Origin of the sequence: Citrobacter sp. CF971, from assembly GCF_006385635.1 — a bacterium.
GTDB lineage: Bacteria > Pseudomonadota > Gammaproteobacteria > Enterobacterales > Enterobacteriaceae > Citrobacter > Citrobacter freundii.
Genome location: NZ_CP041051.1, coordinates 4,076,088 through 4,098,743 on the forward strand (window position 1 = coordinate 4,076,088; position 22,656 = coordinate 4,098,743).

Below are 22,656 nucleotides of genomic sequence, written 5' to 3' on the forward strand. Positions count from 1 at the left end.
CCAAAAAAGGATGAATTACGCGACGGCTTTGCCGTTACGCACAAAAACAGGTTTAGTCACTTTTACCGGCATTTCGCGGTTACGGATCTGCACGATCGCAGTTTCGCCGATACCCGCAGGGACACGCGCCAACGCGATGCTGTAACCAAGAGTTGGGGAGAATGTCCCGCTGGTGATAATGCCTTCCTGCTGGTTGCCGGAAGCATCGGTGAAGCGCACCGGCAGTTCATTACGCAGCACGCCTTTCTCGGTCATCACCAGCCCGACCAGTTGTTCGTGGCCTTTTTCACGCTGCATTTCCAACGCTTCACGACCGATAAAGTCGCGGTCAGCCGGTTCCCATGCGATGGTCCAGCCCATGTTGGCCGCCAGCGGAGAAATGCCTTCGTCCATCTCCTGACCGTACAGGTTCATACCGGCTTCCAGACGCAACGTGTCACGTGCGCCGAGACCGCAGGGTTTGACACCAGCCTGTACCAGCGCACGCCAGAAATCTGCCGCTTTTTCATTCGGCATGGCAATTTCATAGCCTGCTTCGCCGGTATAACCGGTGGTTGCGATAAACAAGTCGCCCGCCTGAACGCCGAAGAACGGCTTCATGCCTGCTACCGCCTGACGCTGCTCGTCAGTAAACAACGTAGCTGCTTTTTCCTGTGCATTTGGACCCTGTACCGCAATCAGCGACAGGTCGTCACGAACGGTGATGTCGATAGCGTATGGTTCAGCGTGTTGGGTAATCCAGGAGAGGTCTTTTTCGCGGGTGGCGGAGTTTACAACGAGGCGGAAGAAATCTTCAGTGAAGTAGTAGACAATCAGGTCATCTATCACGCCGCCCGAAGCGTTAAGCATACCGGAGTAGAGGGCTTTACCCGTCTTCGTTAGCTTTGCGACGTCGTTTGCCAGCAGATAACGCAAGAACTCCCGAGTGCGGCTACCGCGCAGGTCGACGATGGTCATATGCGACACATCAAACATTCCGGCATCGGTGCGAACAGCATGGTGTTCATCGAGCTGAGAACCGTAATGCAGTGGCATCATCCAGCCATGGAAATCGACCATGCGCGCGCCACATAGCGTGTGTTGTTCGTACAAAGGAGTCTGTTGAGCCATCTTTTCCTCGTTGAATAAGCGGGGCTATCAACTCTTTCGCGGTGAAATTATCGCCACGAAACCCAGCACCGCAGCCGCTCCAGGGGCTACGACGCAAACGTTCTCTTTGTCCTGAACTTACCACCGAAACAGACGCTAAACCATAAGTCAAAATTAACCATCACATTAGCTTATGGCGAAAAACAGCCTGATCGCCAACAGAATAAAACTCCACGTATGTAGTAATAAACCAGAATAACAAACAAAGATAAGCGCAAACTTACAGCACCAGTCCACATTAAATGTGGAAAAAATGTCAAAAATGGCGTTATGAAAAAAACGTGATATTAAAAAAACTAATGCGAAAAAAGGCGTGGAATTAGATTATTTCAAATGAGAGAAGCACCCCGGCGCGCAGGCCGGGAGAGGAAAGTGTGACGGGTCTCAAACTCTTAAGATTGTCCTTACGGACACTAACGTAACCACTCGGGAAGATCGTTCAGTCCCATCGCCTGACGGATGAGTTGTGGTTTTACGCCCGGGAGGGTATCGGCCAGTTTCAGCCCAATATCGCGTAGCAGTTTTTTCGCCGGATTCTCGCCTGCAAACAGTTCACGGAAACCCTGCATCCCTGCCAGCATCAGCGCTGCGCTGTGCTTACGGCTGCGTTCGTAGCGGCGTAAATAAAGATACTGACCAATATCTTTACCCTGACGCTGTAGCCGCTTAAGTTCATCGATCAGCTCCGCCGCATCCATAAAGCCAAGGTTAACCCCCTGACCCGCCAGCGGGTGGATGGTATGCGCCGCATCCCCCACCAGCACCAGACGATGGGCGGCGAACTGACGGGCATAACGTCCCGTCAGCGGAAACGCCTGACGTTCGCTTTCAAGGCTGCACAGCCCCAGACGATTATCAAAAGCGATATTCAGCGCCTGATTAAACTCGTCAATGCTTGCCTGCTGCATACATTCTGCTTCCTGCGGCGAGAGCGACCAGACGATAGAACACAGGTGTGGATCGCTGAGCGGCAGGAATGCCAGGATCCCCTCGCCGTGAAACGCCTGACGCGCAACCGCACCGTGCGCTTCCTGCGTACGGATAGTCGCCACCAGCGCATGATGACGATAATCCCAGAAGGTGAGCGGAATATCCGCTTTGTTGCGCAGCCAGGAGTTAGCACCATCAGCACCGACGACCAGGCGGGCCGTCAGCATTGCGCCATCTTTCAGGGTCAGAAATGCTTCGTTCTCACCCCAGGCCACCTGCTGTAATTCAGCAGGTGCCATCAGCGTAATATCCGCTGAACGCTGCGCCTTTTGCCACAGCGCATAATGAATCTCTGAGTTTTCGACAATGTGCCCCAAATGGCTGTAGCCCATGCTCTGGTCATCAAACGCAATACGCCCAAAGCTGTCTTTGTCCCAGACTTCCATGCCGTGGTAGCAGCAAGCGCGACGGGCAACAATGTCGGACCAGACGCCAAGACGGGTAAGCAGTTTTTCGCTGGCGGCATTAATGGCCGAAACACGAAGCTGAGGAGGTGCATCCGCCGCCAACGGCTGCGGAACATGTTGTTCTAATACAGCAACGCGCAACCCGCTGCCCTGTAAGCCGCAGGCAACCGCCAGTCCTACCATGCCGCCACCAACAATTGCTACATCAACACTTTGCACTGTTTGCTCCTGAAAATAGGACAATCAAAAACCGTAGGCCGGATAAGGCAAAGCCGCCATCCGGCATCAATTCCGCGACATTGCCTGATGGCGCTGCGCTTATCAGGCCTACTTCTTTAATTCGGCCTACAGATTATATTTAGCGCGCAACCCAGCCCAGGGTCCGCTCCGCCAGCGCATCGCGCGCAGGGGGGAATAATTCCATCGCCATCAGCCCGGCATTACGCCCAACAACCAGCGGGGCCCAGTGATTGGCAAACAAATACACTAAATTATTGGTCACACCAATCGTCGTATCACGATCGCTTTCGCGGCGCTGCTGATAGCGTGCCAGCACCGCATAATCACCCACATCTTCCGCGCCGTTTTCCGCCTGCGTCAACGTCTCAGCCAGGCTCATTACGTCACGCAGGCCCAGGTTGAAACCTTGCCCGGCAATGGGATGCAGCGTCTGGGCGGCGTTCCCTACCAGCACGGTACGATGGGTAATCGCCTTCAGCGCTGTAGTTAACGAAAGCGGGTAGGCGCTGCGTTTACCGGCCTGGGTAATACGTCCCAGTCGCCAGCCAAAAGCGGTTTGTAGTTCACGGCAAAACTGTTCGTCGGACCAGGCCATAATCTCATCACGCTGCTCCAGCGGATGGCACCACACCAACGAGCAGCGACCGTCAGACATCGGCAGCATTGCCAGCGGACCATATTGCGTGAAGCGTTCAAACGCTCGCCCGTCGTGCGGTACAGAGGTCGTGACGTTGGCAATTACCGCCAGTTGCTCATAAGGCTGTTGCAGCCAGTCAACACCGCAGGCGGTAGCCAGTGCGGAGCGCGTACCGTCGGCGGCCACCAGCAGGCGACCATCAATCATTTCGCCATTTTCCAGCGTAACTTCTACGCGCTCCTGCGTGCGCGACACGCTGGCTACGCGATCGGGGCAGTGCAATGTGACGCCCGGCGCTTTGCGCAGCAGCGCAAACAGACGCAGCCCGACGTCGTGCAGTTCTACCACCTGGCCCAGAGCCGGAATACGGTATTCCTGCGCATCCAGCGTCACAAATCCGGCATGACCGCGATCGCTGACGTGAACCGTTTTAATGGCCGTTGCGCAATCGGCAATCGCCTGCCATACGCCAATTCGCGCCAGTTGTTGGCAGGTTCCTGCCGCCAGAGCGATCGCCCTGGCATCAAACCCGGGATGGCGGTCAGTTTCAGGTTCGCTCGCTTCTATCAGATGAACCGGCAGAGTCCCATGGCTGAGCTGAGAAATGGCCAACGCCAGCGTCGCGCCAACCATACCACCACCAACGATAATCACGCTCATTGCAGTCGCGCCGCAGCCATTAATGCTTCAATGTCATCCGCTTTCTTCACTACGCTGGCGGTCAGGTTTTCATTGCCGTCCTCGGTGATGAGGATGTCATCCTCAATACGAATGCCGATACCACGATAAGCCGGCGGTACATCGGCGTCCGGCGCGATATACAGTCCCGGCTCGACGGTGAGCACCATTCCCGGCTCAAGAATACGTGAGCGGTCCTGACCATAAACGCCGACGTCGTGCACATCCAGCCCAAGCCAGTGGCTTAGACCATGCATAAAGAATGGGCGATGTGCATTTTCGGTAATCAACTGATCGACATCACCGTGCAAAATACCGAGTTTCACCAGACCCGTAATCATGATGCGCACCACTTCACCAGTGACTTCCTGAATGGACGTTCCGGGACGATACAGACGCAGGCTGGTTTCTAAGGATTCCAGCACGATATCGTAGATTTCACGCTGTGCTGGGGTAAATTTGCCATTTACCGGAAAGGTACGCGTAATGTCGCCCGCATAGCCTTTGTATTCACAGCCAGCGTCGATCAGCACCAAATCGCCATCGCACATTTCACTTTCATTTTCGGTGTAATGCAGGATACAGCCGTTTTCACCGCTGCCGACAATCGTGTTATAGGACGGATAACGCGCACCATGGCGGGTAAATTCGTGGTGAATCTCCCCTTCTAACTGGTATTCAAACATTCCCGGACGGCATTTTTCCATCGCACGGGTATGCGCCAGCGCCGTGATTTCTCCGGCACGACGCATGACCGCAATCTCTTCCGGTGATTTGAACAGGCGCATCTCATGCACCATTGGACGCCAGTCGATAATCGCGGCAGGTGCGTGCAGATTTTGTCTGGAGCCTTTACGCAGTTTATCCAGCGCCGTGTGCACAATCTCGTCGGCCCAGGCATATTCGCCCTGTGCGTGGTACACCGCGTCCAGGCCATTGAGCAACAGGTGCAGCTGTTGGTTGATTTCACTGAAGGCCAGCGCCCGGTCAACGCCAAGTTTTTCCGGGGCAGCATCCTGGCCCAGACGGCGACCAAACCAGATCTCCGCCGTCAGATCGCGAACCCGATTGAACAAAACGCTATGGTTATGAGTGTCATCGCTTTTAATCAGCACCAGCACGGCTTCAGGTTCGTTAAAACCGGTGAAGTACCAGAAATCACTGCTTTGGCGGTACGGGTATTCACTGTCCGCGCTGCGCGTCGCTTCAGGCGCGGCAAAAATCAGCGCGGCGCTGGCGGGCTGCATTTGTGCCAGTAAAGCCTGGCGACGACGCTGGAATTCTTGCTGAGATATCTCGCTCATCACACTCTCCTTTGCGTTTCGTTCTTAGTGCAGAGTCGGTTTACGGACTTCCGGCGCAGTCGGCTGCTGACGCGTAAACGTGTCATGACACAGCAAAGCGGCTACGCGCACGTATTCGATGATCTCTTCGAGCGACATTTCCAACTCTTCCTGATCTTCGTCTTCGTCATACCCTAACTGCGCGATATTGCGCAGGTCGTCAATCGCTTCCCCGGTTTCGCCGGTTACTTTGTCGAGCTTCGGCTGCGTGACGCCAAGGCCCAGCAAAAAGTGGTTTACCCATCCCGCCAGCGCATCGGCGCGATCGAACACGCTGACGTCATCCCCTTCAGGCAGATAAAGCTGAAAAAGGAAGCCGTCGTCTTCGAGGGCATCGCTGGTGGCAGAGTGCATTTTCAGCAGCGCCTGAGCCAGCTCGTGACCAAAGGCCAGACCTTCGTTCGTCAGGTCGTGCAACAGCGGCTGCCATGAACTGTCGTTGTTTCCACCGCAAATCATTCCGCTTATCAAGCCGTGCATTTCGGCCGGGGTTAATCCAGCCCCTTGTTGGTTCAAAAACTGGCTAACTTCGTTGTAACCAGGCATTTCGTTCTGTATAGACATAAGCATTCGTCATCAAAGGGAGGAATATTCATGGTATGCTACCACTTTGGACCCTGGTGGACCAGAAAAGGGCTTGTATCTTGATACCAGGGTAGCTATAGTGTCGCCCCTTCGCGGACCCACGGTCTGGAGACGAAGGCAGCGCAGTCAATCAGCAGGAAGGTGGCATGTCTGCACAACCCGTCGATATCCAAATATTTGGCCGTTCACTGCGAGTGAATTGCCCGCCTGAACAAAGGGATGCGTTGAATCAGGCTGCGGACGATCTCAATCAGCGATTGCAAGATCTAAAAGTTCGCACTAGAGTCACAAATACTGAGCAGTTGGTTTTCATCGCCGCGTTGAACATCAGCTATGAATTAACTCAGGAAAAAGCGAAGACGCGTGAGTACGCGGCGAGCATGGAACAACGTATTCGGATGCTACAACAGACCATCGAACAGGCGTTGCTTGATCAGGGTCGCATAACCGAAAAAACGGGCCAAAACTTTGAATAACACTTTTCGGTTTACTGTGGTAGAGTGACCGTGAAGACAAAATTTCTCTGAGATGTTTGCAAGCGGGCCAGTCCCCTGAGCCGATATTTCATACCACAAGAATGTGGCGCTCCACGGTTGGTGAGCATGCTCGGCCCGTCCGAGAAGCCTTAAAACTGTGACGACACATTCACCTTGAACCAAGGGTTCAAGGGTTACAGCCTGCGGCGGCATCTCGGAGATTCCCTTCTACCTGGCAATAGCCATGACATTACTTTCTGAACTCCCTTTATCCCGGCAAGAAATTCGTCAACTGATTCGGCAGCGTCGTCGTGCGCTTACCTCCGAACAGCAACGACAATACGGTCAGCAAGCCGCGACTCGAATGCTCAGCTTTCCCCCTGTTGTACTCGCTCATACGGTGGCAGTATTCCTCTCGTTCGATGGCGAACTCGATACCCAGCCGCTAATAGATCAGCTGTGGCGAGCGGGCAAGCGCGTCTATCTTCCGGTTCTTCATCCCTTCAGCGCCGGTAATTTGCTGTTCCTGCACTATCATCCGCATAGCGACCTGGTAACCAATCGCTTAAAGATCCAGGAACCACGACTTGATGTACGTGACGTATTACCACTGTCACAGCTGGATGTACTGATTACGCCGTTAGTGGCGTTTGATGAATATGGACAACGCCTGGGCATGGGCGGCGGATTTTATGACCGCACGCTACAAAACTGGCAGCAGCATAAGATCCAGCCCGTAGGCTACGCCCACGATTGTCAGCGAGTAGAAAAGCTGCCTGTTGAAGAATGGGATATCCCGCTGCCTGCGGTGGTGACGCCATCAAAAGTATGGGAATGGTAACTTTTTTGTCGATTGACAGCGCCGTTTTTTTAAACTAACTTTCTCGGTGAAGGGTGAGGGAGGCGAACCTCCCTCCTGCGTACTCTCTGTTAATATGCTGGCGAAGCGATGATTAACAGGAGCAGCAGCATGATGACGTATCTCATCATCGTCCCTTTCCTTTTTAAAGCCCCTGCTTCGGTTGGGGCTTTCCCGTTTCAGCACGATGCTGAGCCCCTATCGTAAATTCCTTTTATTGATGTACAACGCAGAGCGCAGCCTTTAATTACCAATTGCGGCAAGGGTCGAAAACGGAATGCATGCGTTACACAAAGAGATAGTAAGGCAGGAAAATCAGAGGAAAGATGGGCAGGTCAACTGCCTGCCCATGTAGAGGAAATCAGTACAGCAGACGAGCACGAATGGTACCCGGGAGGGCTTTCATCGCCAGCAACGCTTTCTCTGCCACATCTTCATCCGCTTCAATATCAATAACCACGTAACCTACCTGTGCGGAAGTCTGCAGATACTGTGCGGCAATGTTGACGCCCTGCTCGGCAAAAATCTGGTTCAGCGCGGTCAGTACGCCCGGACGGTTTTCGTGAATGTGCATCAGACGACGACCGCCGTGTAGCGGCAGCGAAACTTCCGGGAAGTTAACTGCAGACAGCGTAGAGCCGTTATCGGAATACTTGGTCAGTTTCCCAGCCACTTCCAGACCGATGTTTTCCTGCGCTTCCAGCGTTGAACCACCAATGTGCGGCGTCAGGATCACGTTGTCGAAATCACACAGCGGCGAAGTGAAAGGATCGCTGTTGGTTGCCGGCTCGGTTGGGAATACGTCGATTGCCGCCCCTGCCAGGTGCTTGGTCGCTAACGCGTCGCACAGCGCAGGAATATCAACAACCGTACCACGTGCGGCGTTAATCAGCAGCGCGCCTGGTTTCATCAACGCAATCTCACGCGCGCCCATCAGATTTTTGGTGGAGGCATTTTCCGGTACGTGCAAACTGACCACGTCGCTCATATTGAGCAGGTCGGAAAGATGCTGCACCTGCGTGGCGTTGCCGAGTGGGAGTTTATTTTCTATATCATAGAAATAGACATGCATCCCCAGCGATTCCGCCAGAATGCCTAGCTGAGTACCAATGTGGCCGTAGCCGATGATCCCCAGTTTTTTGCCACGCGCTTCAAAGGAGCCGGTAGCCAGTTTGTTCCACACGCCGCGGTGTGCTTTGGCGTTCGCTTCGGGTACACCGCGTAGCAGGAGAAGCAGTTCGCCAATCACCAGTTCCGCAACGGAACGCGTGTTAGAGAATGGCGCGTTAAACACGGGGATCCCGCGCTTTGCCGCAGCGGTCAGATCAACCTGGTTGGTGCCGATACAGAAGCAGCCAATCGCGACCAGTTTCTCTGCGGCGTCAATCACATCTTCAGTCAGATGGGTACGGGATCGCAGGCCAATGAAGTGGGCATCACGGATGGACTCTTTCAGTTGTTCAGTGTCCAGAGCACCTTTGTGAAACTCGATGTTGGTATAACCTGCTGCACGAAGGCTTTCGAGTGCTTTTTGATGCACGCCTTCTACCAGCAGAAATTTAATCTTATCTTTCTCCAGTGATACCTTTGCCATTTCCCCGACCCTGTCTTTTTTTGTTCAAACTGATGTGTTGTGTGTGGGATTTTCATCCGCCTCTTCAACATATCAAAAAATAATATTGCGGCAATATGAACGTTTGCGTCGCCGTGCTGAAGAAATGTCATTCAGAGAGAAATGTCAGAGGAAAATACTGGCGATAACTTTTTCTTTGGAGAGATCGGCAGGACAATATTATAAACGTGACACAAGTCACCAAATTTGCCCTGCCAAAATTTTTTTAACGGGAGAAGACACTCCCATCAGATCATTTTACGATAGTTTTCACGCCGTCTGGGGTACCGATCAGCGCGACATCCGCACCACGGTTGGCAAACAGACCGACGGTTACCACGCCCGGAATCGCATTGATGGCGTTTTCCATGGCCACGGCGTCAAGGATCTCCAGACCGTGTACATCAAGGATCACGTTGCCGTTGTCCGTCACTACGCCCTGACGGTATTCAGGACGACCGCCCAGCTTCACCAACTGGCGAGCCACAGCGCTGCGCGCCATTGGGATGACTTCAACCGGCAGCGGGAAGTTGCCGAGAATGTCGACTTCTTTGGACGCATCCGCGATGCAGATAAATTTCTTCGCCACGGAAGCAATGATTTTTTCACGGGTCAACGCTGCACCGCCGCCCTTGATCATCTGCATATGGCCGTTGATTTCATCCGCGCCATCAACGTATACGCCGAGACTATCAACTTCGTTAAGATCGAACACGTGGATGCCAAGGCTTTTGAGTTTTTCGGTTGAAGCGTCCGAACTGGATACCGCACCTTCAATCTGACCTTTCATTGTGCCCAGCGCGTCAATAAAGTGTGCGGCTGTTGAACCTGTACCTACGCCCACAATGGTACCGGGCTGTACATACTGAAGTGCCGCCCATCCTACTGCTTTTTTCAGTTCATCCTGCGTCATGATCGTTTCGCCTGTGGTGTGAATATGGTGGGAAAATTCACGCGCATTATAGAACATTGTGCAGAAAAATGTCCCCACACCCGCTCGCAAGCGGCGGATTTCGTCTTTACCCAACCTAAATTTGTGTCATAGTGCAGAACAAGCAAAATTTTCAGGAGTGCGTCAAAGCAATGAAACGTCCGGACTACAGAACACTACAAGCACTGGATGCGGTTATTCGTGAACGAGGATTTGAGCGCGCGGCGCAAAAGCTGTGCATCACGCAATCCGCGGTTTCACAGCGCATAAAACAGCTTGAGAATATGTTCGGACAACCGCTGCTGGTGCGTACCGTACCACCACGCCCAACCGAACAGGGGCAGAAACTACTGGCGCTTTTGCGTCAGGTTGAACTGCTGGAAGACGAGTGGCTGGGTGATGAACAAACCGGATCGACGCCGCTGCTGCTCTCACTGGCAGTGAACGCCGACAGTCTGGCGACCTGGTTGCTTCCGGCGTTAGCCCCGGTACTGGCCAATTCACCGATTCGGCTGAATCTGCAGGTTGAGGATGAAACGCGCACCCAGGAACGTCTGCGTCGTGGTGAAGTGGTCGGTGCGGTGAGTATCCAACATCAGGCGCTGCCAAGCTGTCTGGTGGATAAACTCGGCGCGCTGGACTATCTGTTTGTTGGCTCCAAACCTTTCGCCGAGCGTTATTTCCCTAACGGCGTCACCCGCTCCGCCCTGCTGAAAGCCCCGGCGGTAGCGTTTGACCATCTTGATGATATGCATCAGGCGTTCCTGCAACAAAACTTCGACCTGCCGCCGGGCAGCGTGCCGTGCCACATCGTTAACTCGTCTGAAGCCTTCGTCCAGTTGGCGCGTCAGGGCACCACCTGCTGCATGATCCCGCACTTACAGATTGAGAAAGAGCTGGAAAGCGGCGAGCTGATCGACTTAACGCCAGGTCTGTTCCAGCGTCGGATGCTGTACTGGCACCGCTTTGCGCCGGAAAGCCGCATGATGCGCAACGTTACCGACGCACTGCTGGAATACGGGCACAAGGTGTTGCGTCAGGATTAAACCGTTTATTGCTCCAGAGTGCCGGATGGCGGCGTAACGCCTTATCCGGCCGACAAGCCTTTACCCTCTATTCATGCTATTCCCGCCACGTCTTTGAAATAAATCACAAAATCAAACACGCCATGCGGCAAAAAACGACGCCCTGTTGGCTATTTTTTGCTGGCGACAAGCCAAATGAAAAAGCTCACCGTATCCGCAAAGATTCAACTTATTGCGTAATACGGAGCAAAAAATGGCAAACGTGCAGGAGTGGCAAACACTCGCTAATAAAGAACTCAGTCGACGGGAAAAAACCGTCGAATCGCTGGAAAGACAGACGGCGGAAGGAATTGCCATCAAGCCGCTGTACACTGAAGCGGACCTCGATAATCTGGAAGTCACGGGCACTCTTCCCGGCCTACCGCCTTACGTGCGTGGCCCGCGCGCCACCATGTATACCGCGCAGCCATGGACCATTCGCCAGTACGCTGGTTTCTCTACCGCCAAAGAGTCCAACGCCTTTTACCGCCGCAACCTCGCCGCCGGGCAAAAAGGACTTTCCGTCGCCTTTGACCTTGCCACCCATCGCGGCTATGACTCTGACAACCCGCGCGTGGCAGGTGACGTCGGCAAAGCGGGCGTGGCGATCGATACTGTAGAAGATATGAAGGTGCTGTTCGACCAGATTCCGCTGGATAAGATGTCGGTATCAATGACCATGAACGGCGCGGTGCTGCCGGTACTGGCGTTTTATATCGTCGCTGCAGAAGAACAAGGCGTAACACCGGAGCAACTCACCGGGACCATTCAGAACGATATTCTGAAAGAGTACCTGTGCCGCAACACCTACATTTACCCGCCAAAACCTTCAATGCGCATCATCGCCGACATCATCGCCTGGTGTTCCGCCAATATGCCGCGCTATAACACCATCAGTATCAGCGGTTATCACATGGGGGAAGCCGGGGCGAACTGCGTCCAGCAGGTGGCGTTTACGCTGGCTGACGGCATTGAGTACATCAAAGCCGCGCTGTCTGCCGGGCTGAAAATTGATGACTTCGCGCCGCGCCTGTCATTCTTCTTCGGCATCGGCATGGATCTGTTTATGAACGTAGCCATGCTGCGCGCGGCTCGCTATTTGTGGAGTGAAGCAGTCAGCGGTTTTGGCGCAAACAACCCGAAATCTCTCGCTCTGCGTACCCACTGCCAGACCTCCGGCTGGAGTCTGACCGAGCAGGATCCTTACAACAACGTGATCCGCACGACCATTGAAGCGCTCGGCGCTACGCTTGGCGGCACCCAGTCTCTGCATACCAACGCCTTTGATGAGGCGCTCGGGCTACCCACCGATTTCTCCGCCCGCATCGCGCGTAATACACAGATCATCATTCAGGAAGAGTCAGAGATCTGCCGCACCGTCGATCCGCTGGCCGGATCGTATTACGTCGAGTCGCTCACCGATCAAATCGTGAAGCAAGCGCGCACGATCATCAAACAAATTGATGAGGCAGGCGGCATGGCGAAAGCGATCGAAGCCGGGCTCCCTAAACGGATGATCGAAGAAGCTTCCGCGCGCGAGCAGTCGCTGATCGACCAGGGTAAACGCGTTATCGTCGGCGTGAATAAGTACAAGCTGGATAAAGAAGACGAAACGTCGGTACTGGAGATCGACAACGTGAAGGTGCGCAACGAGCAAATTGCCTCGTTGCAGCATATCCGCGCAACTCGCGACACAGATGCCGTCAATGCCGCACTCGCGGCGCTGACCCACGCCGCGCAGCATAATGAAAATCTGCTGGCCGCCGCCGTTAACGCCGCCCGCGTTCGCGCCACGCTCGGTGAGATCTCCGACGCGCTGGAAACCGCTTTTGACCGCTATCTGGTTCCCAGCCAGTGCGTCACCGGCGTGATTGCGCAAAGCTATCACCAGTCCGACAAATCCGCCGATGAGTTCGACGCCATTGTTGCGCAAACCGAACAGTTCCTCGCGGAAAATGGTCGCCGACCGAGGATCCTGATCGCCAAGATGGGCCAGGATGGTCACGATCGCGGCGCGAAAGTGATCGCCAGCGCCTACTCCGATCTCGGCTTCGATGTCGATCTCAGTCCGATGTTCTCCACACCAGAAGAGATCGCCCGTCTGGCGGTAGAAAACGATGTGCATGTAATAGGCGCATCGTCACTGGCGGCAGGTCATAAAACGCTGATCCCGGAACTGGTTACCGCGCTCAAAAAATGGGGGCGTGAAGATATCTGCGTGGTAGCAGGAGGCATTATTCCGCCACAGGATTACGCCTTCCTGCACGAGCATGGTGTGGCTGCCATTTATGGCCCCGGCACGCCAATGCTCGACAGTGTCCACGATGTGTTAACCCGTATCAGTCAGCATCATGATTAACGCCGCCACGCTTGAGGATACCGTCCGCCGCTTGCGACTTGGCGAACGGGCTACGCTCGCCCAGGCGATGACGCTGGTCGAAAGCAGCCACCCGCGCCACCAGCCGCTGAGTACGCAGTTGCTGGACGCAATTATGCCGTTCACCGGTAACGCCCTGCGTTTGGGGATAACCGGTACGCCGGGCGCGGGCAAAAGCACCTTTCTGGAAGCATTCGGCATGCTGTTAATCCGTCACGGATTACGGGTGGCGGTGATCGCCGTCGATCCCAGCAGCCCGGTCAGCGGCGGCAGCATTCTTGGCGATAAAACCCGCATGACGGAGCTGTCTCGCGCCGAATATGCGTTTATTCGCCCGGTCCCTTCCAGCGGTCATTTAGGCGGAGCCAGCCAGCGCGCCCGCGAATTAATGCTGTTGTGCGAGGCGGCTGGCTTTGACGTGGTGATTGTAGAAACCGTCGGCGTTGGGCAGTCAGAAACCGAAGTCGCAGGCATGGTGGATTGCTTTATCTCCCTGCAAATCGCTGGCGGTGGCGACGATTTGCAAGGCATCAAGAAAGGTCTGATGGAAATGGCGGATCTGGTCGTCATCAACAAGGACGACGGTGAGAACCATGCCAGCGTGGCCATCGCCCGCCATATGTACGAATCCGCCCTGCATATTCTGCGCCGTAAATATGACGAGTGGCAGCCGCTGGTTCTGACCTGTAGCGCTCTGGAAAAACGCGGTATTGAGGAGGTCTGGCAGGCGATAACCGACTTTAAAACGTGCCTTACTGCCAGCGGTCGACTGGAAAAAGTCCGCCAGCAGCAGGCGGTGGACTGGTTACACCAGCAGGCTGAAGAAGAAGCCCTACATCTGCTGTTTGCGCGGACTGATTTCGACCGCTATTTCCAGCAGACGCTACAGGCTGTCAAAAATAACGATCTGTCGCCGCGCACCGGTCTGCGGCACATCAGCGAATTTATCCAGCATCATTACTTTCAATAAAGAGAACATTATGTCTTATCAATACGTCAACGTGGTCATCATCCAGAAAGTCGCGGTTATTGAGTTCAATTACGCCCGCAAGCTCAATGCCCTGAGTAAAGTGTTTATTGACGATCTGATGCAGGCGCTGAGCGATCTCAATCGTGCGGACATTCGCTGCATCATTCTGCGCGCTCCGAGTGGAGCCAAAGTTTTCTCCGCCGGGCATGATATTCATGAACTCCCGACCGGACGTCGCGATCCGCTCTCCTATGACGATCCGCTGCGTCAGATAACCCGCATGATCCAAAAATATCCAAAACCGGTGATCTCTATGGTTGAAGGCAGCGTCTGGGGCGGCGCATTTGAGATGATCATGAGTTCCGATCTGATCATCGCCGCTGAAACATCCACCTTCTCGATGACCCCGGTCAACCTCGGCGTGCCGTATAACCTGGTCGGCATCCACAACCTGACTCGCGACGCCGGTTTTCACATCGTGAAAGAGCTGATCTTTACCGCCTCACCGATTACCGCTCAGCGTGCGATGGCCGTCGGGATCCTCAACCATGTGGTTCCTGTAGACGAACTGGAGGATTTCACTCTGCAAATGGCGCACCACATCTCGGAGAAAGCGCCGCTGGCGATCGCCGTCATTAAAGAAGAGCTGCGCGTGCTGGGTGAAGCGCACACCATGAATTCCGATGAGTTCGAGCGCATTCAGGGCATGCGCCGCGCGGTGTACGACAGCGAGGATTATCAGGAAGGGATGAACGCGTTTATGGAAAAACGTAAACCTAATTTTGTCGGCCATTAATCACGTCTGAGGAAGGAGACGGCCATGAAACGGATGAGCGCCGAACAGGCGGCAGAAATTATCCAGCACGATGATATGGTGGCGTTTAGCGGCTTTACCCCCGCGGGTTCGCCAAAAGCGTTACCCACCGCAATTGCCCAACGTGCCTGCGAACAGCATCAGAACGGACAGCCTTTTCAGATCCGCCTGCTGACCGGAGCATCAATTGGCGCCGCCGCTGATGACGTACTATCCGCGGCGGATGCCGTTTCCTGGCGTGCGCCTTATCAAACGTCATCGGGCCTGCGCGACAAAATTAATCAGGGCCAGGTGAGGTTTGTCGATCTCCATTTGAGCGAAGTGGCGCAAATGGTTAATTACGGCTTTTTTGGCGAGATCGATGTTGCCGTCATTGAAGCCTCAGCCATCGCGCCGGATGGCCGGATTTGGCTGTCCAGCGGTATCGGTAATGCCCCCACCTGGCTGCTGCGGGCGAAAAAAGTGATCATTGAATTGAATCATTACCATAATCCGCGTGTGGCGGAGTTTGCCGACATCGTGATACCCGGTGCGCCGCCGCGGCGTAACAGCGTACCCATTTTTCATACCATGGATCGCGTAGGCAGTCAGTGCGTACAGATAGACCCCAAAAAGGTGGTTGCGGTGGTAGATACCGAACTGCCCGATGCAGGAAATGCATCGGATAAAACCAATCCGGTCAGCCAACAAATTGCCGATAACGTAGTCTCTTTTCTGCTGGCAGAAATGGCGCACAAACGCATTCCAGCTGAGTTTCTGCCCTTACAAAGCGGGGTGGGCAATATCAACAACGCGGTAATGGCTCGACTGGGCGAGAACCCGGATATCCCGCCCTTTATGATGTATTCGGAGGTGTTGCAGGAGTCGGTGGTGCATCTGCTGGAAACGGGCAAGATAACCGGTGCCAGCGCCTCCAGCCTGACCATTTCAGCCCCGTCGCTACAGAAGATTTACGACAACATGGACTTCTTCGCCAGCCGGATTGTGTTGCGCCCGCAAGAGATCTCCAATAACCCGGAAATCATTCGTCGGCTGGGGGTTATTGCGCTCAACGTCGGTCTGGAGTTTGATATCTACGGTCATGCCAATTCCACGCACGTTGCGGGGGTGAACCTGATGAATGGCATCGGCGGCAGCGGGGACTTCGAGCGCAACGCCTACCTGTCTATCTTTATGGCGCCGTCGATTGCCAAAGGCGGGAAAATCTCAACCATCGTACCGATGTGCAGCCATGTCGACCACAGCGAACATAGCGTTAAAGTGATCGTGACCGAACAAGGGATTGCCGATCTGCGTGGGTTATCTCCGATGCAGCGGGCGCACACGATTATCAATAACTGTGCGCATCCGCTTTACAGAGATTACTTGCACCGCTATCTGGAAAAAGCGCCCGGCGGGCATATCCATCACGATCTCAGCCATGCGTTCGATCTGCATCGCAACCTTCTCGAAACAGGCTCGATGCTAGGTTAACTTGCACTACCGTCACGATCTTCAGCAATATGCTGGAGCATGGTGGCGGTATAGCGATGATTTTTCAGCGAATAGAGAAACTCCTGCATATACATGGGGCTGCCGGGCGCGTCGAAATATTTCAGTGTCGACGGGTTCACCAGCCGCCAGGCGAAGTGAGGGATCACCGTCAAAAACTGCCCGCGCTCCACCGCGCTAATCTTCGCCATAAAGCTGTACGGACGATAGATAATCGTCGGGTTGATCCCGCAGGGTCGCATGTATGCATCCAGCATCGCCTCAAAGTTGGCGCGATTCTGGAAGCGCATTTGCAGCCAGGGCAGCTCGCGCAGCAGATCCTGCGGCTGTTTTTCTTCATAGCGCCGGGAAACGAGAAACCCCAGACGCAGCGGAGGCAGTTCGCTGATCGCCAGATTTTCCAGCTCCTGCACGCGGGGGGAAACGTGCTGCGGCGAGATAATAAAATCCAGTTTGCGATCAAACAGGTTATCAATCACCCCATTCTCACTGAATTCAACGGCCTGAGCCGTCACACCGTCATACTTGTCACCAAGGCTAATCAACTGGTCAAAAATAATCGTCGGGTAGGTATTGTCGATGCCGATAACGATTTCCCGCGAGCGGCGAGAGGCGTTATGGATTTCGTTATCAATGGCAGAGAGACGCTGATAAACGGGAAATAGCTTCTGATACAGCTCTTGTCCTGCTTTATTCAGGCTGATGTTGTTATCTTTGCGGGTAAACAGCGTATAACCGATTTGATCTTCCAGTGCAGCAATGCTTTTACCGAAGGGCGATGCGGTCATATGTATTTTTTCTGCCGCTCTGGCGATGTTATTGGTTTGCGCCAGCAGAATGAAATTACGCATCTTTTTCGAGATAAAAATATCCATAGCGTCCCCTTAAAAATCGCTATGGCCTATCCTCATTACGGCGAAAAAAAAGACCGGATGTGAAGTCTCATTTTTACAGTTGCTCACAGAAAAAACCCGGCTGGAAAGCCGGGTCTGCAACAATTACTGAGTTTTGGCTGGCGTTGCGGCTGGTTGCCCCGCCGTCGGCTCAATCTGGAAGACGACATCAACCTGATCGTCAAACTGAATAACCGGCTGTTCGTAGGTTTCCTGAGCAGAAGCAGCAGGTGCGGCATCGGCTTTCATCATCCGTACCATCGGGCTCGGCTGATAATTGGAAACGTGGTAGCGCACGCTGTACACCGGGCCAAGTTTGCTATTGAAGCCCGCAGCCAGTTGCTCTGCCTGATGAATAGCATCATCAATTGCCGCTTTACGCGCTTTATCTTTGTAAGCATCCGGTTGGGCAACACCAAGCGATACCGAACGGATCTCATTCAGACCAGCCTTCAGCGCGCCATCGAGCAGAGCGTTAAGTTTGTCCAGCTGGCGCAGCGTGACTTCAACGGTGCGCACCGCACGATACCCTTTGAGGATACTTTTACCGTTCTGGTAGTCGTAATCCGGCTGGGTACGCAGGTTTGCAGCGCTAATGTCTTTCTTCGCTATCTGGTTCTGTTCAAGGAAGGACAGATATTGCGCCACGCGCTCATCGGCCTGCTTCTTCGCTGAAGCCGCATCCTTGGCAGCAACGTTCACTTCAATTGCCAGCGTAGCGATGTCTGGTGTCGCATCCACGCTTGCTGTTCCGGAAGTCACGATGTGCGGTCCATTTGGCAGCTCATTTGCCTGTACCGATAGTGCGCTGAATCCGACTAATGCCGCCAGGGCCATTATTTTGAACTTCACGGTCGTTCCTCCATGTTTCAACAATTACCCCGAAACTCAGGGCACATGCAGGCAAGCTTAGACGATCTCGCTGCGTTGTCCATCAGACAACACTTAGTTGAACAACGCATGAACGTGCGCAACACCTTCTTTTGCCAGTTGAAAAGCAATAAACCACATCACTAATCCTACCAGCGTATTGATGATGCGCTGCGCTTTAGCAGTGCGCAGACGCGGAGCCAGCCAGGCCGCCAACAATGCCAGACCGAAAAACCACAGGAACGAAGCGCTGACGGTTCCCAGCGCAAACCAGCGCTTCGGCTCAACGTCCAGTTGCCCCCCCAGACTCCCCAGCACCACAAAGGTATCCAGGTAAACATGGGGATTGAGCCATGTCACCGCCAGCATAGTAGCAATGATTTTCCAGCGCCCCTGCTTCATCACCTCGGCACTGGCCAGTTCCAGGCTACTGCTCATCGCCGTTTTTAACGCCCCGAAACCGTACCAGAGTAAAAAAGCCACCCCACCCCAGGTGACCAGCGCCATCAGCCATGGTGACTGCATCAGCAAGGCGCTACCGCCAAAGATCCCCGCACAAATCAGCACTAAATCGCTGATAGCACAGAGTAAAGCAATCATGATGTGATACTGGCGGCGAATGCCCTGGTTCATCACGAAGGCGTTTTGCGGACCAAGCGGAAGAATCATGGCCGCACCAAGTACAAGCCCTTGAAAGTAATACGATAACACGTTAATCATCCCGAACTGTTTCTCTTAGGAGCAGACTATAGCGCGGGGAAAACATTAGCGGAAATGGATAATTTTAATCGTAGATTAGGGAAATTAATGGAAAGATAGTTCTTATCGGCCCGGAAAGCAAAAGCGCCTCCGGGCGCGTAATTACTCTGCCGCGCGCTCTTTCACACGCTTGAAGTTCACATCCATCTGCGGATAAGGGAAGCTGATGCCGTTGGCATCGAACTCGCGCTTAATACGCTCCAGTACGTCCCAGTAGACGCTTTGCAGGTCGCTGCTGTTGCTCCAGACGCGTACCACAAAATTAATTGAGGAAGCCCCCAGCTCATTCAGGCGCACCGTCATTTCACGGTCTTTAAGAATGCGATCTTCCGACTGAATGATATCGGTGAGGATTTTTTTCACCAGATCGATATCGGAGTCGTAAGCCACACCGATAATAAATTCGTTACGTCGAACCGGTTCACGAGAGAAGTTAATGATGTTCCCGGCGATGATTTTGCCGTTTGGGATCACAACAATCTTGCCATCCACGGTACGCATGGTGGTGGAGAAAATCTGCACGTTGAGCACGGTTCCAGCCACGCCGCCGAGATCGACATACTCACCCGCACGGAACGGACGGAACATTACCAGCAGGACACCTGCGGCGAGGTTGGACAGCGAACCTTGCAGCGCCAGACCGACGGCTAAACCTGCGGCACCGAGAACGGCGATCACGGAGGCTGTTTGCACCCCAACACGGCCCAGAGCGGCAATCAGCGTGAAAGCGATAATACCGTAACGCACCAGTGCAGAGAGGAAGTCGGCAACAGTGGCATCAATTTTACGCGCCAGCATCAGGCGGTTAACGGTATTTGATACAATGCGCGCCACGATCATACCGATAATGACAATCGCGATGGCCGCAACGATGTTGACGGCATAGCTCAACAGCAGTTCCTGGTTGCGCACCAGCCAGGTGCCCGCACCGTTTATGCTGTCGACAACATTCAAATCTTCCATTCAATATTCCTTTTTTGCTTACCCAAACGGGAGAAATAAAGCCGCCCTGACGGGACTGGCAACCTGACAAGGGTAAACAATAAACCTGGATTTTGCCAAACAGATCACAGAATTCTCTGCCAGCAGAGCGTTGACATAGCAATAAAAAAGGCCCGCATTTGCGGGCCTCATGTCACGTGGAACGGCGTAAATTACAGAACGTCAACCGCGTTCAGTTCTTTGAAAGCCTGTTCCAGACGGGTGATCATGGTTGCCTGACCAGCACGCAGCCATACGCGCGGATCGTAGTATTTCTTGTTCGGCTGATCTTCGCCTTTCGGGTTACCCAACTGGCCCTGCAGGTAAGCTTCGTTTGCTTTGTAGTAGTTCAGAACGCCTTCCCAGGTAGCCCATTGGGTATCGGTGTCGATGTTCATTTTCACTACGCCGTAGCTTACGGAGTCTTTGATTTCCTGAGCAGTAGAACCGGAACCGCCGTGGAAGACGAAGTTCAGGCTGTTGTGCGGCAGGTTATGTTTCTTAGAAACATAGTCCTGAGAGTCGCGCAGGATGGTCGGGGTCAGAACGACGTTACCCGGCTTGTAAACGCCGTGTACGTTACCGAAGGAAGCTGCGATGGTGAAACGCGGGCTGATTTTGCTCAGCTCGGTGTATGCGTAATCAACGTCTTCCGGCTGGGTGTACAGTGCAGAAGCGTCCATGTGGCTGTTGTCCACACCGTCTTCTTCGCCACCGGTGCAACCCAGTTCGATTTCCAGAGTCATGCCCATTTTGGACATGCGCGCCAGGTATTTGGAGCAGATTTCGATGTTCTCTTCCAGAGACTCTTCAGACAGGTCGATCATGTGAGAAGAGAACAGCGGTTTGCCGGTTGCTGCGAAGTGTTTTTCACCCGCGTCCAGCAGACCGTCGATCCACGGCAGCAGTTTCTTCGCGCAGTGGTCAGTGTGCAGGATAACCGGAACACCGTAGTGTTCAGCCATCTGGTGAACGTGATGCGCGCCAGAGATAGCACCCAGGATTGCAGCGCCCTGAGGAACGTCGGACTTCACGCCTTTACCCGCGATGAAAGAAGCACCACCGTTGGAGAATTGTACGATTACCGGCGCTTTAACTTTTGCAGCAGTTTCCAAAACGGCGTTGATGGAGTCGGTACCCACGCAGTTAACAGCTGGCAGAGCAAAGTTGTTTTCTTTAGCTACCTGGAAAACTTTCTGTACGTCATCACCAGTGATTACGCCTGGTTTTACGAAATCAAAAATTTTAGACATTTTACGAGTCCTGTATCTTCGGCCTTGGAAAGGGCGCGCGCCCTAAAGCGCGCTAAAATAAGGGCAGGTTTCCCTGCCCATTAAATTCTTACTTTTTAGCACGCTCTTCGAGCATGGCTACTGCTGGCAGTACTTTGCCTTCCACGAATTCGAGGAACGCGCCGCCGCCAGTAGAGATGTAGGAGATTTTGTCAGCAATGCCGAACAGGTCGATTGCTGCCAGGGTGTCACCGCCGCCTGCGATAGAGAATGCTTCGCTGTCTGCGATGGCATTAGCAACGATTTCAGTACCTTTGCGGAAGTTCGGGAATTCGAACACGCCAACCGGGCCGTTCCACAGAATGGTTTTCGCATTCTTCAGGATGTCAGCCAGCTGCTGTGCAGAAGCGTCGCCGATATCCAGGATCTGCTCGTCTTCTTTTACATCGCTAACGGATTTCAGGGTAGCCGGTGCGGTTTCAGAGAATTCAGTCGCTACGCGAACGTCGGTCGGAACCGGGATGTCGCAAGTGGTCAGCAGACGCTTAGCTTCGTCAACCAGGTCAGCTTCGTACAGGGATTTACCCACATTGTGACCTTGAGCAGCAACGAAGGTGTTCGCGATACCACCGCCAACAATCAGCTGGTCAGCGATTTTTGACAGAGAATCAAGAACGGTCAGTTTGGTAGAAACTTTAGAACCACCAACGATAGCAACCATCGGACGAGCAGGTTCTTTCAGTGCTTTACCCAGTGCATCCAGCTCGGCAGCGAGCAGCGGACCTGCACAAGCGACATCGGCGAATTTACCGATACCGTGAGTAGACGCCTGCGCACGGTGAGCAGTACCGAAAGCGTCCATAACGAATACGTCGCACAGAGCAGCATATTTTTTGGACAGCGCTTCGTCGTCTTTCTTCTCGCCTTTGTTAAAGCGAACGTTTTCCAGAACAACCAGTTCACCGGCAGCGACTTCAACGCCGTCCAGGTAATCTTTTACCAGGCGAACCGGAGCAGACAGTTTGTCTTTCAGGTAGTTAACAACCGGCAGCAGAGAGAATTCTTCGTTGTACTCGCCTTCGGTAGGACGACCCAGGTGGGAAGTTACCATCACTTTAGCACCCTGTTTCAGGGCCAGTTCGATGGTTGGCAGGGAAGCACGGATACGCGCATCGCTGGTTACTTTCCCTTCTTTAACTGGTACGTTCAGGTCCGCACGGATAAAAACGCGTTTACCAGCCAGATCCAGATCGGTCATCTTAATTACAGACATGGTGAATCCTCTCGTTGATTCATAA

Annotated in this window: 20 protein-coding genes and 1 other RNA gene; 8 read left to right on the forward strand and 13 right to left on the reverse strand. The window is 53.8% G+C overall.

Going from position 1 to position 22,656, the window contains the following annotated elements; translation table 11 throughout:
• Positions 1–15: 15 nt before the first annotated feature.
• The 5 genes from gcvT to E6P06_RS23235 all read right to left on the reverse strand — a co-directional run bounded on the left by gcvT (position 16) and on the right by E6P06_RS23235 (position 6,008).
• On the reverse strand, positions 16–1,110 hold the full coding sequence (gene gcvT, locus E6P06_RS23215) for a glycine cleavage system aminomethyltransferase GcvT (protein ID WP_003026967.1): 1,095 nt from the start codon (positions 1,108–1,110) through the stop codon (positions 16–18).
• Positions 1,111–1,562: 452 nt separating this feature from the next.
• On the reverse strand, positions 1,563–2,765 hold the full coding sequence (gene ubiI / locus E6P06_RS23220; RefSeq protein WP_139935775.1) for an FAD-dependent 2-octaprenylphenol hydroxylase: 1,203 nt from the start codon (positions 2,763–2,765) through the stop codon (positions 1,563–1,565).
• 139 nt (positions 2,766–2,904) lie between these two features.
• The gene (ubiH, locus tag E6P06_RS23225) at positions 2,905–4,083 is read right to left on the reverse strand and encodes a 2-octaprenyl-6-methoxyphenyl hydroxylase (RefSeq protein WP_049001579.1); all 1,179 of its coding nucleotides are present in this window, start codon (positions 4,081–4,083) and stop codon (positions 2,905–2,907) included.
• Positions 4,080–5,405, reverse strand: a complete 1,326-nt coding sequence (gene pepP, locus E6P06_RS23230) for a Xaa-Pro aminopeptidase (protein WP_139935776.1) — start codon at positions 5,403–5,405, stop codon at positions 4,080–4,082. Before pepP ends, ubiH begins: the two co-directional genes overlap by 4 nt.
• A 24-nt stretch (positions 5,406–5,429) precedes the next feature.
• Positions 5,430–6,008, reverse strand: coding sequence for a YecA family protein (locus E6P06_RS23235; protein WP_003026978.1), 579 nt, complete (start codon positions 6,006–6,008; stop codon positions 5,430–5,432).
• 167 nt (positions 6,009–6,175) lie between these two features.
• On the opposite strand from E6P06_RS23235, the gene zapA reads away from it, so the two are divergent.
• The 3 genes from zapA to E6P06_RS23250 all read left to right on the forward strand — a co-directional run bounded on the left by zapA (position 6,176) and on the right by E6P06_RS23250 (position 7,346).
• A complete protein-coding gene (gene zapA, locus E6P06_RS23240; RefSeq protein WP_003026980.1) occupies positions 6,176–6,505 on the forward strand; it encodes a cell division protein ZapA in 330 nt (109 codons plus the stop codon).
• A gap of 41 nt (positions 6,506–6,546) precedes the next feature.
• Positions 6,547–6,730, forward strand: a non-coding RNA gene (gene ssrS / locus E6P06_RS23245) — 6S RNA.
• A gap of 19 nt (positions 6,731–6,749) precedes the next feature.
• A complete protein-coding gene (locus tag E6P06_RS23250; RefSeq protein WP_046670315.1) occupies positions 6,750–7,346 on the forward strand; it encodes a 5-formyltetrahydrofolate cyclo-ligase in 597 nt (198 codons plus the stop codon).
• 379 nt (positions 7,347–7,725) lie between these two features.
• Here E6P06_RS23250 and serA read toward each other — a convergent pair whose 3' ends face one another.
• Positions 7,726–8,958 carry a phosphoglycerate dehydrogenase gene (gene serA / locus E6P06_RS23255; RefSeq protein ID WP_003026984.1) on the reverse strand — a complete coding sequence of 411 codons (1,233 nt, stop codon included), beginning with the start codon at positions 8,956–8,958 and terminating at the stop codon, positions 7,726–7,728.
• Between the two features lie 271 nt (positions 8,959–9,229).
• On the reverse strand, positions 9,230–9,889 hold the full coding sequence (rpiA, locus tag E6P06_RS23260; protein ID WP_003026986.1) for a ribose-5-phosphate isomerase RpiA: 660 nt from the start codon (positions 9,887–9,889) through the stop codon (positions 9,230–9,232).
• 170 nt (positions 9,890–10,059) lie between these two features.
• On the opposite strand from rpiA, the gene argP reads away from it, so the two are divergent.
• The 5 genes from argP to E6P06_RS23285 all read left to right on the forward strand — a co-directional run bounded on the left by argP (position 10,060) and on the right by E6P06_RS23285 (position 16,605).
• On the forward strand, positions 10,060–10,953 hold the full coding sequence (argP, locus tag E6P06_RS23265; protein WP_003026988.1) for a DNA-binding transcriptional regulator ArgP: 894 nt from the start codon (positions 10,060–10,062) through the stop codon (positions 10,951–10,953).
• A 232-nt stretch (positions 10,954–11,185) separates the two neighbouring features.
• Positions 11,186–13,330 (forward strand): methylmalonyl-CoA mutase, encoded by a 2,145-nt coding sequence (gene scpA / locus E6P06_RS23270; protein ID WP_139935777.1) that lies wholly within the window; start codon positions 11,186–11,188, stop codon positions 13,328–13,330.
• A complete protein-coding gene (gene meaB / locus E6P06_RS23275) occupies positions 13,323–14,318 on the forward strand; it encodes a methylmalonyl Co-A mutase-associated GTPase MeaB (protein WP_058842378.1) in 996 nt (331 codons plus the stop codon). The genes scpA and meaB overlap by 8 nt, the downstream gene beginning before the upstream one ends.
• Before the next feature lie 10 nt (positions 14,319–14,328).
• Positions 14,329–15,114 (forward strand): methylmalonyl-CoA decarboxylase, encoded by a 786-nt coding sequence (gene scpB / locus E6P06_RS23280; protein ID WP_003026994.1) that lies wholly within the window; start codon positions 14,329–14,331, stop codon positions 15,112–15,114.
• Between the two features lie 24 nt (positions 15,115–15,138).
• Complete coding sequence (locus tag E6P06_RS23285) at positions 15,139–16,605, forward strand: acetyl-CoA hydrolase/transferase family protein (protein ID WP_016150958.1); 1,467 nt, start codon at positions 15,139–15,141, stop codon at positions 16,603–16,605.
• On the opposite strand, the gene E6P06_RS23290 is transcribed toward E6P06_RS23285, so the two are convergent.
• From E6P06_RS23290 to pgk, 6 genes are all read right to left on the reverse strand, one after another.
• The gene (locus E6P06_RS23290; protein WP_003026999.1) at positions 16,602–17,498 is read right to left on the reverse strand and encodes a LysR family transcriptional regulator; all 897 of its coding nucleotides are present in this window, start codon (positions 17,496–17,498) and stop codon (positions 16,602–16,604) included. The two genes, E6P06_RS23285 and E6P06_RS23290, sit on opposite strands and share 4 nt — an antisense overlap.
• 123 nt (positions 17,499–17,621) lie before the next feature.
• Positions 17,622–18,368 carry an oxidative stress defense protein gene (locus E6P06_RS23295; protein WP_003027002.1) on the reverse strand — a complete coding sequence of 249 codons (747 nt, stop codon included), beginning with the start codon at positions 18,366–18,368 and terminating at the stop codon, positions 17,622–17,624.
• A 93-nt stretch (positions 18,369–18,461) separates the two neighbouring features.
• On the reverse strand, positions 18,462–19,097 hold the full coding sequence (argO, locus tag E6P06_RS23300; RefSeq protein WP_139935917.1) for an arginine exporter ArgO: 636 nt from the start codon (positions 19,095–19,097) through the stop codon (positions 18,462–18,464).
• A 150-nt stretch (positions 19,098–19,247) separates the two neighbouring features.
• Positions 19,248–20,108: a small-conductance mechanosensitive channel MscS gene (locus E6P06_RS23305; protein WP_032937416.1), complete on the reverse strand. Its 861-nt coding sequence runs from the start codon at positions 20,106–20,108 to the stop codon at positions 19,248–19,250.
• A gap of 191 nt (positions 20,109–20,299) precedes the next feature.
• Complete coding sequence (fbaA, locus tag E6P06_RS23310) at positions 20,300–21,379, reverse strand: class II fructose-bisphosphate aldolase (RefSeq protein ID WP_003027029.1); 1,080 nt, start codon at positions 21,377–21,379, stop codon at positions 20,300–20,302.
• A gap of 88 nt (positions 21,380–21,467) precedes the next feature.
• On the reverse strand, positions 21,468–22,631 hold the full coding sequence (pgk, locus tag E6P06_RS23315; protein ID WP_003027032.1) for a phosphoglycerate kinase: 1,164 nt from the start codon (positions 22,629–22,631) through the stop codon (positions 21,468–21,470).
• Positions 22,632–22,656: the final 25 nt, after the last annotated feature.

Bases quoted from the DNA above. Each gene is read 5' to 3' on its own strand.
- gcvT (WP_003026967.1), bottom strand. From the start codon at position 1,110: ATGGCTCAACAGACTCCTTTGTACGAACAACACACGCTATGTGGCGCG.
- ubiH (WP_049001579.1), bottom strand. From the start codon at position 4,083: ATGAGCGTGATTATCGTTGGTGGTGGTATGGTTGGCGCGACGCTGGCG.
- pepP (WP_139935776.1), bottom strand. From the start codon at position 5,405: ATGAGCGAGATATCTCAGCAAGAATTCCAGCGTCGTCGCCAGGCTTTA.
- E6P06_RS23235 (WP_003026978.1), bottom strand. From the start codon at position 6,008: ATGTCTATACAGAACGAAATGCCTGGTTACAACGAAGTTAGCCAGTTT.
- zapA (WP_003026980.1), top strand. From the start codon at position 6,176: ATGTCTGCACAACCCGTCGATATCCAAATATTTGGCCGTTCACTGCGA.
- E6P06_RS23250 (WP_046670315.1), top strand. From the start codon at position 6,750: ATGACATTACTTTCTGAACTCCCTTTATCCCGGCAAGAAATTCGTCAA.
- serA (WP_003026984.1), bottom strand. From the start codon at position 8,958: ATGGCAAAGGTATCACTGGAGAAAGATAAGATTAAATTTCTGCTGGTA.
- rpiA (WP_003026986.1), bottom strand. From the start codon at position 9,889: ATGACGCAGGATGAACTGAAAAAAGCAGTAGGATGGGCGGCACTTCAG.
- argP (WP_003026988.1), top strand. From the start codon at position 10,060: ATGAAACGTCCGGACTACAGAACACTACAAGCACTGGATGCGGTTATT.
- scpA (WP_139935777.1), top strand. From the start codon at position 11,186: ATGGCAAACGTGCAGGAGTGGCAAACACTCGCTAATAAAGAACTCAGT.
- meaB (WP_058842378.1), top strand. From the start codon at position 13,323: ATGATTAACGCCGCCACGCTTGAGGATACCGTCCGCCGCTTGCGACTT.
- scpB (WP_003026994.1), top strand. From the start codon at position 14,329: ATGTCTTATCAATACGTCAACGTGGTCATCATCCAGAAAGTCGCGGTT.
- E6P06_RS23285 (WP_016150958.1), top strand. From the start codon at position 15,139: ATGAAACGGATGAGCGCCGAACAGGCGGCAGAAATTATCCAGCACGAT.
- E6P06_RS23290 (WP_003026999.1), bottom strand. From the start codon at position 17,498: ATGGATATTTTTATCTCGAAAAAGATGCGTAATTTCATTCTGCTGGCG.
- E6P06_RS23305 (WP_032937416.1), bottom strand. From the start codon at position 20,108: ATGGAAGATTTGAATGTTGTCGACAGCATAAACGGTGCGGGCACCTGG.
- fbaA (WP_003027029.1), bottom strand. From the start codon at position 21,379: ATGTCTAAAATTTTTGATTTCGTAAAACCAGGCGTAATCACTGGTGAT.
- pgk (WP_003027032.1), bottom strand. From the start codon at position 22,631: ATGTCTGTAATTAAGATGACCGATCTGGATCTGGCTGGTAAACGCGTT.